This window comes from Bacteroides intestinalis, from assembly GCF_003464595.1.
Taxonomy (GTDB): Bacteria; Bacteroidota; Bacteroidia; order Bacteroidales; family Bacteroidaceae; genus Bacteroides; species Bacteroides intestinalis_A.
Genome location: NZ_QRZF01000019.1, coordinates 23,029 through 36,410, shown reverse-complemented (window position 1 = coordinate 36,410; position 13,382 = coordinate 23,029). Strand labels below are relative to the sequence as shown.

At 42.5% G+C, this 13,382-nt stretch carries 7 protein-coding genes; 6 read left to right on the top strand and 1 reads right to left on the bottom strand.

The window, feature by feature from the left end; genetic code table 11:
* Positions 1 to 33: 33 nt before the first annotated feature.
* Entirely contained in the window at positions 34 to 666 is a 633-nt protein-coding gene (locus DWW10_RS20320; protein WP_022393231.1) for a WbqC family protein, read from the top strand.
* On the opposite strand, the gene DWW10_RS20315 is transcribed toward DWW10_RS20320, so the two are convergent.
* On the bottom strand, positions 658 to 3,531 hold the full coding sequence (locus DWW10_RS20315) for a ligand-binding sensor domain-containing protein (RefSeq protein ID WP_022393230.1): 2,874 nt from the start codon (positions 3,529 to 3,531) through the stop codon (positions 658 to 660). The two genes, DWW10_RS20320 and DWW10_RS20315, sit on opposite strands and share 9 nt — an antisense overlap.
* Positions 3,532 to 3,951: 420 nt before the next feature.
* Here DWW10_RS20315 and DWW10_RS20310 point away from each other — a divergent pair, with 420 nt between their 5' ends.
* From DWW10_RS20310 to DWW10_RS20290, 5 genes are read left to right on the top strand one after another with little or no spacing between them, the layout of a single operon-like run.
* Positions 3,952 to 7,020, top strand: coding sequence for a SusC/RagA family TonB-linked outer membrane protein (locus tag DWW10_RS20310; protein WP_022393229.1), 3,069 nt, complete (start codon positions 3,952 to 3,954; stop codon positions 7,018 to 7,020).
* A 26-nt stretch (positions 7,021 to 7,046) separates the two neighbouring features.
* Positions 7,047 to 8,816 carry a RagB/SusD family nutrient uptake outer membrane protein gene (locus DWW10_RS20305; protein WP_022393228.1) on the top strand — a complete coding sequence of 590 codons (1,770 nt, stop codon included), beginning with the start codon at positions 7,047 to 7,049 and terminating at the stop codon, positions 8,814 to 8,816.
* Positions 8,817 to 8,863: 47 nt separating this feature from the next.
* A complete protein-coding gene (locus tag DWW10_RS20300) occupies positions 8,864 to 9,268 on the top strand; it encodes a hypothetical protein (RefSeq protein WP_021967871.1) in 405 nt (134 codons plus the stop codon).
* 37 nt (positions 9,269 to 9,305) lie between these two features.
* Positions 9,306 to 10,355: a DUF4466 family protein gene (locus DWW10_RS20295; protein WP_022393227.1), complete on the top strand. Its 1,050-nt coding sequence runs from the start codon at positions 9,306 to 9,308 to the stop codon at positions 10,353 to 10,355.
* A gap of 10 nt (positions 10,356 to 10,365) precedes the next feature.
* On the top strand, positions 10,366 to 13,344 hold the full coding sequence (locus tag DWW10_RS20290) for a glycosyl hydrolase family 28-related protein (RefSeq protein WP_022393226.1): 2,979 nt from the start codon (positions 10,366 to 10,368) through the stop codon (positions 13,342 to 13,344).
* Positions 13,345 to 13,382: the final 38 nt, after the last annotated feature.

Here is a 13,382-nt window from a genome sequence, read left to right as displayed (position 1 = left end):
TCGTAAGAGAACTAACCAAAGAATGAATTCAAAATGAAAACCGTATATCTTTCTTCTGCCTATCTGGCACCCATAGAATACTATGCCAAGTTACTGGCTTATGACAAGGTCTTTATCGAGCAGCACGACCATTATGTGAAACAGACCTACCGCAACCGCTGTACCATTGCAGCACCGGACGGTGAATTGGTACTTTCCATCCCTACCGTCAAGCCCGCCACCCTGAAATGCCCACTAAAAGACATCCGTATCTCCGATCATGGCAACTGGCGGCACCTGCATTGGAATGCTCTGTCATCTGCTTACAATCATACGCCTTTCTTTGAATACTACAAAGATGATTTCCAGCCTTTCTATGAGAAGAAATATGAGTTTTTAGCCGATTTCAACGAAGAATTATGTCGTCTTGTCTGTTCATTGATAGATATACAGCCGGACATGGAACGCACTGATATGTACAAGATTGATCTTACACCCAACGAAGATGATTTTCGTGAACGAATTCATCCGAAGAAAGATTATAAAGAGGAAGACCCGGACTTCATTGTCCAGCCTTATTATCAGGTCTTCCAGGAACGGCTCGGCTTTCTGCCCAATCTCAGCATCGTCGATTTACTGTTCAATATGGGACCGGAGAGTTTACTGATATTGCAACGTTCATTTTGAGAATTTCTGCAGGAATTCTGCAAGATTCTCCCCTTCTTCCAATCCCAGTTTCTTACGCAAACGGTAACGGCTAATCTCCACCCCTCGCAAAGAGATATTCAGGAGCGGAGCTATTTCTTTAGACAGCAGATTCATCTGAATATAGGCACAAAGCAACTTTTCTTTGTTATTCAGTTCCGGATATGCCTTTTCCAGTTTACGGAAGAAATCATGATGTACAGAGTCGAAAGTACTTTGAAATGCCTGCAAATCGTCATCATGCTCAATATTCGTATCGATCTGCCCCAACAGCCGGAGTGTTTTCCGGCGAAGGGATACAAGATTCTCCTCACTGATGGAATGAGAAATACCCAACACTTCCTTCTTGATATCCAATAAGATTTCATTCTTACGCACAATATTCAAAGTGGTACGAATCAGTTCCTCCGATTTATAACGTAATTCAGACTGCAGGTTTTCTTCTTTCAGGATATCTATCTTCTTATCTTTCAGTTCACTTTCTTTCTTAAACTCTTGTTTCTGACGATAAAGTTCCAGTTCTTTCTGCATCAGCAGGCGCTTGCGGCTATCGGCAATACGATAATATATATAGTATAGCAAGCCACTTAGCATGACAGCATAGATCAGATAACTCCACCATGCACGATACCAGGGAGGCAATACCTCAAAAGCAAAACTCGTAATCACCGGTTCCTGATCTTTATCTGTCATCAGCTTTACACTGAATACATATTTCCCTTCGTGCAAACCTGTAAATTCCTTCACGCTATTCTCGCTATACTCACTCCATTGACCTTTATCACTACCATTACTGAGTCGGAATGAATAAAGGGATGCCTGGGAAGGATCATAGGTATTCACATTGTACTGAATACGAAGAGAGTTGTGACGATAAGGAATAATCACCGGCGAATCATCATACCGGTAACTACGCCCATAGATCAACGAGTCACGTTGTCCGGTCAGATATACCCGGCGAATCTGCAAAGACAATGGCGTAACATCTGTAGTAACCGGAGAAAGACTTACCAATGAAAAACCTTCTTCTGTACCTACTACCGCCTGATCGTCACATACATTTACACTCTCATTATTTTCAATCAACGAACCTTTCAGAAAAGACTCATGAGGATTCTTATAATAAGTATTTTTCATGGCATCATAGCGCAACAGCTTCAATGCTCCGCTCACTACATACCACATATTATGCGAAATATCTGTAGTAAGATAAGTATAGGAAGTCTTCCCATCCAATAAAGATTCCAACTCCGAATACTCTTCCAAGCTATCCGTAACCTGATTATAACGCCATAAGCCATAGTGTGACACCACTACGGTTTCATTGTTTATCTGAGCCAGGTAAGCATCATATCCCGTAGGAAAAGAATGGTTATTATAGTTCTTCAAATTTATGACTTCTTTCAAGTCATCAGACAGTTGAAGGCGACAGACACCTCTATCCTTATTAGTAATCCATAATATATTACCTGTTTTCTCAGCCAAAAGACTTTTTGCAGAATAGGTAAAGTTCCGAAGCCGGCCGGCTACTTTCCACTTTCCGGATTCCTTCTGCAACAGATGTAATCCGCTATATTTGCCATATGTTCCCACAATCAACACATCCGGCCGGTGGATGAGAGATATGAGCAGACGCGTCCCCCTCAAGCCATCCAGATGTTCCACATTAGCACCATCTATTACAAAAATGCCATTATCCGAAGCACAGAACAGCTTATCATCATGATTCAGGAACGACCACACCTGACCACCCGTACCGGGAATAAACTCCATTGGTATCGTCTGATTCAAATCTACAGAAGGCACGGTATAATACAGTCCCTGGTTGGTTCCTAAATATAGTTTATCCCGATAGAGATAAGAAGTGTATCCCGAACCTATAACCGGCCTGTTGCCATATAAAGAGGATATACGAGAATTCAAATGAATATAGTCAATTCCATTATCCAGTCCTAACCAAAGATTTTCCTGTGCATCAAAAGCCATACTAAGCACTGTTTTATTCTGTAATCCGCTACTAATAGATATGACATCGATCTCATCTTTTTCAAGATTCAATAAGCACACCCCGTCTTGTACAGAGCCTATGGCCAACAAAGAATGATTAAGAGCTGCACAAAACACACGGTTTTTCTTCATGAACTCATCTGCCGCACAAGTATATTTCTCGATCTTTTCACCATCATAAGTAAAGAGTCCGTTATAGCGGGTAGCTATCAGAACCTTACCGTTATAAGGTAACAGACTGGATATTCTTCCCAATATCTCCGAACCGGGTACTACAGTGAAGTCTTTCCCATCAAGAATGAGTAATCCTTCGGCAGCGCCTATATAAAATTTATTGTATACGATAGAAGAAGTATATATTTCACCGCTACATTCCAGATACTCCAAATGGTCATTTTCCCAATAAAATAAGCTACGATCCGACTGAAAACAGATTCGGTTCTTATCCTGCAGAATATTCCAGATAACACCTATAGAAGAGTTAGGAGGCAAACTATCCGAAAGACAAGTATAGTCCAACCCTCCCAAACGATTCGGAGTAAAATAGCCAAAACGACCGATTCCACCGATGTAAATCCGTCCGTCATTTCCTATTTTCATAGCACGGGCTTTTGCATTATGCATGGGATAAAGATTCCATCCGGCGCCATCAAACTCCAACAGTCCATTGGTATTGGCCACATACATCCAGCCGTTTTCATGTTGCTGTAACCCCCAATTCTGATTACCGGCTTTATAAGCATGGCGTGTATAGTTTGTTATCGGCCGTTGCCAACCGGCACTCAATGATGAGCACAATAAGAGAAGAAAAAAGAATGTAGCATACGTCTTTAGTTTCATAGCGGTCAACTTTTGGTTTCGTAGAAGCAAAGATAATGTCTTTCTGATGAATAACACTCTATTCTTTGAGAAAAAGAGAAGTAGTCTTTTAAAATCAAAATATCCATTTACATCACTAATAATCAATACATTAATTTCGCGTAGAGAAAGTATTGATGTAGTCAGCAAGCAATACTGATGTAGCTAAGATGTAGCCATATTTACAATGTGAGCATGAAAGACCGATATATTTGTCATCACTTTATACAACGATTTAGAAAAGCATATTAACCATTAAAAGAGAAAGGACGCCTATGAAGTAATACTTATGAATCACACATCTTAAAGAGGGGCATATAAATCTACTTCCACCTTAAGAAGTAAAAGCCCTCGGTTCTTACATGAAATTAACCTTTTATTATTCATTTAAATTTAAGCTATATGAAACATTTTTTGGTATTCCTATTAGTCTTTATTGGTATCGGAAGCGTCTCGGCACAGCAAGCCAAGATTACCGGTACGGTAAAAGATAACACAGGAGAAACGATTATCGGCGCTAATGTCACCATCAAAGGAGGTACAGGTGGTACTATCACAGACATTGACGGTCATTTTAGCATTGATGCCTCAACAAATGCCACTCTTGTGATATCCTTCATCGGATACACTACACAAGAGGTTGCCCTGAAAGGCAAAACAAATATCGTTGTAACCCTCAACGAAGACTCACAAGCATTGGACGAAGTTATAGTGATTGGTTATGGTACCCAGAAAAAGGTCAACCTGACCGGGTCGGTATCAGCAGTGAAGATTGATGAAGCAATTGCCAGCCGTTCCATTTCCAATGTATCCTCCGGACTTTCCGGTTTAGTGCCGGGATTGGTGGTAAACCAATCTACTGGTTTTGCAGGTTCCGATGGCGCATCACTGAAAGTGCGCGGTTTAGGTTCTATCAATAACTCCGACCCGCTCATCGTAGTGGATGGCATGCCTGATGTTGACATCAACCGTATCAATATGAATGATATCGAGAGCATTTCCGTATTGAAAGATGCTGCTTCATCAGCCGTTTACGGTTCGCGTGCTGCTAATGGCGTTATTCTGATTACCACCAAAAACGGCCTGGGACAGAGTAAGGCAAAGATTACTTATAATGGTTCTTATGCTTGGGCAAGCCCGGTAGAGTTCTACGACTATATGAATGACTACTCCCGAGCACTAACTATGCACATGCGGGCTGCCGGCACAGGAAACAGTTCAACCAACTTCCGCCAAGGAACAGTGGAGCAATGGATGGCCATGAGTATGGTGGACCCCATTCTGTTTCCCAACACCGACCAATTTGATGAGATGTTCCGCACAGGTGGTACACTCAACCAGACTATCTCGGCTTCAGGTGGTTCGGACAAAATGAATTTCTACGCATCAATCGGTATTATGGATCAGAAAGGATTGCAGATTCATAATGACTACAGCCGCTACAATATGCGTTTCAACCTGGATTATAAAATCCGGGACAACTTTAAAATCGGTATGAAGTCAGACGGCCAATGGTCCGAAACAACTGCTCCCCGTGGAAGCGGTTTGGAAAATGCCGGTTTGAAATATGCAGTATCCGGTATATTGAACAAGCATCCTGAAACGGGCGAATATGGTGGTGCCATGGCTTATGGTGAAAATTCTGCTGCCGGTAACGTAGCTGCCGAATATGAAGCATATCGTACAACTACCTCCCGTAAGGAATTCAATGGAAATGCTTATGCGGAATGGGAACCTCTGAAAGGTCTGAAACTGAATGTAAGCTATGCATTGAGATATTACAATCAATTTTCAAAAGCTGTTCAGAATCCTTTAAAACAATGGAATTTCCAGAGTAATACAGTAGCCCGTGAAATGCCGGACAACGGAGGAGATGGTATTACCGACTCTAATTATGAAGGGTATAAAACATTATTCCAAGGTAGAATCAGCTATGACCGTGAGATCGCTCCGGGACATCACATCACAGCGATGTTCAATGCTGCCGAAGAATTCTGGTCTGATCGTCAACTCGGTGCCTGGAGAAAAGACAGACTTCATTCAAGTCTCGAAGAACTGAATGCAGCCTCGGCTGCACAACAAACCAACTGGGGTAGATCCGAATCAGAAGGCTTACGTTCTTTTATCGGTCGTGTTAATTATGCAATGTTCGACAAATATTTGTTTGAATTCAACTTCCGTTCGGATGGTTCTTCCCGTTTTGCCAAAGGGCATCAGTGGGGTTTCTTCCCCTCAGGAGCAATCGGCTGGCGTATTTCTGAAGAAGCATTCTTTGAACCTTTGAAGAAAGTTATCAGCAATGCCAAATTCCGTGCTTCTTACGGTACATTGGGTAATAACTCCGGTGTAGGCCGTTATGAACAAAAGGAAACGATGAAAACGACTAATTACATCATGAATGGTAAGTTAGTACAAGGATTCAGTGCTAGTAAAATGATCAACCAGGACCTTTCCTGGGAATCAACACGTGTTATCAATGTGGGTCTGGACCTTGGTTTATTCAACAACCAACTGACGGCTGAACTTGATTGGTACGATCGTTTCACCACCGGTATGATTCGTGGCTCCAGCATTTCTTCTATCCTTTCCGGATATGACGCACCCCGTGTAAATATCGCCGACTTGCGCAATCGTGGTATTGAAGCCAATATTACTTGGCGTTCCAAAGTTGGAAAATTGGATTACAGCATCAACGTGAATGCTTCTTACAATGTGAACAAACTGGAAGAATGGGGTGATCATCTTGACAGAGGTTGGACAGCATTGAATATGCCTTACCACTTCCTGTATATTTATGAGGCCTACCCCGGATTGGTACAATCTTGGAACCAAATCTATAATGCTCCCTATCAAGGTAACTATACCGCACCCGGTGACATCCTGATTAAAGACCTGAATGGCGACGGGCAAATCGATGATAAAGATAAAAAAGCATGGAAAGATAAGTATCGTGAAACTCCACTCGGACAATTTGGTATCACTCTGACAGGAGGATATAAAGGTTTCGATATCCAGGCATTGTTCCAGGGTAGTTATGGTCGCGCAGACATGTGGCTGGACGATCTCAATAATGTAAGTGTTCCCGCCGACCGTTATGCTTTCCAGAGTTTCCACTGGAATGACACCTGGTCATTGGATAATCGTAATGCTTCCATGCCAAGGCTGGTTACAGGTAGCGGAGGCTCCTATAACAGAACAGAAAGTACTTTCTGGGCGGAAAACATGAATTATGTACGTCTGAAAAACTTGCAGATAGGTTATTCAATCCCAACCAAGTTACTGAAAAAGATCTCATTTGAACGTGCCCGTATTTATCTGTCTGCAGAAAATGTTTTCACAATAACCCCGTGGAAAGGCGTTGACCCGGAGAAATCTATCAGTAGTTGGAATCAACAATACAATAGATCGGATGCTAATGACCTCTATCCTTTGGTTAAAACCTATTCTATCGGTATTAATGTTGAATTTTGATAACCACCTTAAATTAGAAAACGAATATGAAATACATTAAGTATATATTATTTGCCGGACTGGTCGGAACAATGTCATCTTGCGTAAGTGATTTACTGGACAGACAGCCGACTACAGAAGTATCTTCAGACCTTTTCTGGAAAAGCACAGATGATGCTTTGTCATCTACTTACGGGGTCTACAATGCTATCCGTGACTTGTATGCTACCGATTATTATTACGATGGACAGGGCGAATTTCAAAACACCCGTGGCAAAAGTATCGGAAGTATCACCGGATGGAGCCCTGCCGCCTGGGTAACAAGCGGATTTTCATCTATGTGGAACAATGCTTATAAAACGATCAACCGCGCTAACTTTACTATCCAGAACATAGAGCGGATGATTGAAATAGAGGGGAATGCCACCACCCGGACCTCTCTGGAACGCATTAATGCTGAAAACTATTTTCTTCGCGCATTAGCTTACTTCCGCCTGATTGAGAACTGGGGTGATGTACCTTACTATCGCCATGTACTCTCAGGAGATGCCGAAGCTTGTTCTCTGGAACGTATTCCTATTGCAACCATCAAGGATGACATTCTGCAAGACTTGCAATATGCTTACGAAAAACTGCCTGCAAGCGTAAGTGGTGGCGAGGCCGGACGAGCAACTCAAGTAGCTGCTTTGGCTTTCAAAGGTAAAATAGAGCTTTACTGGGCATCCTGGAAGAAAAACGGTTGGCCGGAACTGAAAGATTTCCAGCAAAGCACAAGCGAAGCCCAAGAATACTATAAACGGGCTGCCGCCGACTTCAAGAAAGTGATCTATGACTATGATCTGAAACTTTTCGGCAATGGTGACCCGGGAGAGTATCAGACTCCCAACTATTGGAAGTTATTCCAATATGACAATGAGTATTGCCAGGAAATCATATTTTCTCTTCAATATGGAGGTCCTAACTTGGGTGACGGACAAGGAGAAAGCTTATTACGTGATTTCGGCACACGTTCTACAGCCAATGCACAATGCTGGATTATGCCGACTAATCGCCTGGTAAACCGTTATCAATCGACTGTTACAGGAGATTTCTTACCTGAGTTAATCTTAAACAATCAGGAAAATCAGGAAAACGGCGCATGGAACCGTAAAAGTTACGAAAATCGTGACTGGCGTATGAGAAGTACTATCTTATGGAATGGTGAGAAAATGATTAAGGTGGCTCTGGACGGTATGTCCATTGGTGATAGCCTGACTTGGATGTTTGGAGTTAGAGGCGAAGAGTCCAAAGGATTTATCAATAACGATGCCAGCAGTCAGACTGGTTATATCTACCGTAAATGGGTACGCCAGGTAGGTATTGCCGAACGTACACAGGGACCTCAGGATTTCTATCTGATGCGTCTTGCTGACGTCTACCTGATGTATTGTGAAGCCGTAAATGAAACAGATGGTCCATCACAGGAATTAGTAGGATTAATCAACCAAATCCGTAACAGAGGTAACCTGCCGGGATTGAAAGAAAGTAAGTATGCTAACAAAGAAGAGTTCTTTAAAGCTATCGAGCAAGAACGCATCGTAGAATTAGCTACCGAAGGACATCGTCCGTTCGACATCCGTCGTTGGAGAAAAGTCAACGAAATATGGGGTGAACCGAATAGTGATGGTCAGACGCTGTATGACACTAAAGGAACCAGACTCCGTGACGAGTTCAAAAATGCTTCCGAACGCGACTTCCAGAAATACTATATTTATCAGATTCCGGAAGGTGAAAGAAGCCGTAATCCGAAGTTGACTCAAAATACCCCATGGTATTAATACTCAGCTTGAAAAACAATACTTATTTAAAACAAGAACGAACATTTATGAAAAGTGTATATAGAATACTAAGTCTTTTGTTTGTATGCCTCCTGATACAAGCTTGCGGAGACGCCCCGTTGGATGACAACAATTTGTTGATTACCGACAGTGAAGAATGCTATATGTCCAACTTCGAGTTGAGAGGTCCGGACGATCGTAATGTATTGGTTGAAACCAATATTCAGGATATAGAAACAGATGCTACGAAAGGTATAGTTACAGCTGTAGCCAAATTCGGAACCAATCTGAAGCATGTTAAACCTCACTGTTCTGTTGCTAAAGATTGTATTGTAACCCCTTCTATGGGTTCATGGATCGACTTTAGTCAATCACGTGAATATACGGTTATTTCGGGTAACCGCCAGGTGAAGAGAACTTATACCATCACTGTAGCTTTACAGGGAGAATAATTTAAAACAGTATCAACTTTAAAAAAGGAGACTATTTATGAAACTACTGAAATATGTAATGCTGTCTGCCATTGCGCTTTCCTGTTTTTCATGTAGCGATGACGATGATTCTACGCTGAGAAACGATCTGATTAAAAAGACAGTTGCTCCTGCTATCGCAGGTGAAAAAATAGAGTTCGCTTATGCCATGGGTGCCCAGATGGGACAGTTGGGGCAAGCCGAAGCAAGGGCTTCTATCTCAGGAGCCGAAGGTACAGGATTTGAGCTCAACTCCTGGTTCACTGCAAGAAACAAACTGGTGGTAAACGGAGTGACGTATCAGGCAGGGGATGATGTTCCTGTACAAACAGTAAAGGACGCTTCCACGAATGGTGCCACATCTACTGCCACTATGATGGATAAAGTAGATGAACACTATATGAATCCGGCAGTGGCTTTCGGTACCAGCCAAGCATCACTGATTGCCGCTACTGTACGCTATGCATACGTGGTACCTGCAGAAGCCAAAGGAAAGAATATCTCTTTCACTTTCTCATCAACTTCCAGCACAGGTGCCAAGGCTTCTTACAGTACCCCGTCTTACCCTGTTTCTAAGATGGACATGAAACGACTCATTGAATTGGGTAATGAAGGAGCCTGCTATTTCTCTATTGAAGACATGAAGGCCTATACAAAAGAAGAAGTAACCACCCAAAGTCTGGCAAGCAAAATCGACTTCATTTATATTTATCAGGCCAAATTGAATGGCTACGATTATAAGCATTCATTCGTATCGCCAGGTACCGACCCGAAATACATTGCTATTGCAGGAATTGTTCCTGCCGGAGCCACCAATAAGACCCCTATGGAAAAACGTGCCAATGTACGTGACGCACAGCTGAAAGGTGAAGCGCCCAATGTTTACATTGACGATGTTGACTTCCAGAGTTTGGATCTCGGTGCGGCAGTTGATTATGCGTTGACATTCAGTAAGGATGACGGTGCATTTATGAAAACAGCAAATGGCAAGTATGCCGCTTATGTATATGTGAATAAAATTGATGATAGTGGTAAAATGACGGTTAGCATCAAACGTTACCCGTTGTAATCTCATGCACATGAATCGTATCAGAATCCATATTTTCTTTTTAATTGTGATCCTCGCAGGAGGAGTACAAGCTCAAAATCCCCGGTCGGTCTTCACCGACCGACCGGTGGACTCTGCAGCCGTATATTTTACTCCGGAATGCTTCCCTATCAAACCAGATGGAAGCACGGACGTATCTGATGCTCTGCAAGAAGCACTGAATACCGCCAAACATAAAGAATCGGGTTGCGGTATTCTTTTTGTCCCCGAAGGAGTTTATAAACTTAGTAAAACGATATATATACCTTCAGGGGTACGTCTCATTGGATATGGGACCAAACGTCCGGTATTCGTCCTTGGCAAAAATTCACCCGGTTTCCAGGAAGTGACGCATGAAACAAATAAAGGGAAGTATCTTTTCTGGTTCATCAGTGGGAACTACCGTTCTGAACGTCCAGTGAATGACGCTAATGCCGGAACTTTTTATAGTTCGTTACTAAATGCAGATATTCGTATTGAAGATGGGAATCCAAATGCTTCAGGAATCCGTGCTCATTTTGCCCAGCATTGTTCCATCTCCAATGTGACGATTCACGTAGGAAAAGGACGTGCAGGAATTGTAGATGCAGGTAATCATCTGGAAAACGTATCCGTCTTTGGAGGAGAATATGGTATTGATACGGATAAATCAGCCCCGGGATGGCCCATTATGCTACTCAACAGTTATTTTGAAGGACAGCGTAAAAGTGCGATTCTGACTAATGAAGGTGGATTGACTATCGTACGCATGAAAGTAAAGAATGTACCCGTAGCTGTAGAGATTAAAGAAGATGCACCCGATCGCCTGTTTATGGAAGATTGCATCTTTGAAAATGTACAACGAACGGGACTCATTCTGACCGATGCGGGCAATGCAGCTACGCAAATCAATCTTCGGAATATACAGTGCAAAAATGTTCCGGTATTTTCTCTGGAACGTTCTACAAATGAACAGGTATCTGGTAAGGGAAAGACTTACCAGATTACCCGTTTCACTTACGGCTTCAATGCCAACAGCCTCGAAGATATTCCCCAGATAGTACGTGAAGCTGAAATCGTACCTATCAAAAGTATCATCCCACTGGATGCCGGTGATACTCCAATGCTTCCTACAATGAGCCATTGGGTTAATATCCGGGATTTGGGTGCCAAAGGAGACGGTTTTAGCGATGATACGGAAATATTCCGGGAAGCCATAAAGAAATATACGAATATCTATATTCCGCAAGGATGGTATGTGGTCAAAGATCCATTAGTTTTAGAGCCGAATACAAATATAATCGGGCTACACCCCGGAACCACTATCCTGTTAACACTAGGCGGTAATCCTGCATTTAGTGGTTTTGAAGCACCTCAGGCACAGTTAACGGCTCCAAAAGGAGGTACTAATATCGTATGTGGTATCTTCCTCAACGCTGATGCATATAATTATCGGGCTGTAAATTGTAAATGGATGGCAGGTGAAGGTTCATACTTATACGATGTAAAATTCAGCGGACATGATAAGAACCGCTTCTTCTATAACGGGCAAAGTGCAGCCAATCCATTAGAAAAGCCTATGCCTGTAACCCCGGAAACTCATGACCTGATAACCCGTGCCTGGGATAACCAGCATTGGAGTTTATGGATAACTAATGGAGGCGGAGGTACTTTCCGGGATTTATGGACGGCTAACGAATATAGCTCGGCAGGTCTTTATGTAAGCCATACTGAGACGCCCGGACGCATCTATGGAATGTCGCTGGAACATCACTTACGTAATGAAGCGATTTTTCGCAACGTTGCCAACTGGAAAATCTATGATTTTCAGTTTGAAGTAGAAGCTGAAGGTATCGACACACAGCCATTGGACTTGATTGATTGCCGTAACCTGACTTTTGCTAATTTCTACTCTTACCGTGTATCACGCATGTTGAAGTCTTATCCATCGGCTATACGAACCTGGAATTGCAAAGACATTGAATTTCTCAACCTGCATAATTATGCCCATGCCCGCGTGAAATTTACTTCCAATGCCAGCCTGTATGATGTAAATAGCCGGCATGAAGCACGTCGCTGGGAATTGGCACGGCTGCAACTGACCGGCAAAGAGAACCGGAAATACTCATTGAACAATGAAATAGGAAAAGCTGAGATTATAGTCACCGGCTTTGAATTCATTGACGGATTGACTAAAGACAGCCAAGGCAATATCTATTTCTGCGAATATCGTATGCGACGTATCTACAAACTGGATATTAAAAGCGGGCAAGTGACTTCCATTGCCGATTTCCCCTGGAATGCAGTGGCACTGACCTGCGATACGCAGGACAACCTGATTGTTGTCACCAAATACATATCTCAACCCGGTTATAAAAATGATGATACACGCAATGACAACCAGCCATTATTCGGATGGCGTGGATCGGGTGGCTTATGGGGATTCACCTACGTTCCCAAGCTTTATTCAATCCGCCCTGAAAATGCAGATGATAGCTTTCAGGTACTTCCTTTAGTAGATATGTCACAGGTACAGAAGCCTCAGAAGGTATGTTATTTAGCTAACCGAACTATTACCCAAAATGAATATTACGGTGGAAGAAAACCAACTCACTGCTTTGTGGCTCTGGATGGAGTAACTATTATTCCATATTATGAAGACCTGTTCCGTTGTTCATCTATAGTGGAAGCCGTTCCGGGAGAAACAATCTATACACTGGATGAGTATCACCAACGAGTTATTCATTCGGAAACGGATACCCAAGGTTTCTTACAACATAGTCATGTATTTGCAGATGGAGGTGACCGTAGTGTAGTAACAGACCAAACCGGCAATGTATATGTAGCAAACGGAGATATCTCTATTTTCGATTCTACAGGCAAACTTATAGGAATAATAGAGGTGCCCGAACGCCCGACATCCTTATTGATAAGCGGGGATAAGCTCTATATTACAGCCATATCCTCACTTTATCAAGTAAGATTAAAATAATAAGTTTTTCCCATCCAGACTAAGTTAGCAATAAGGTT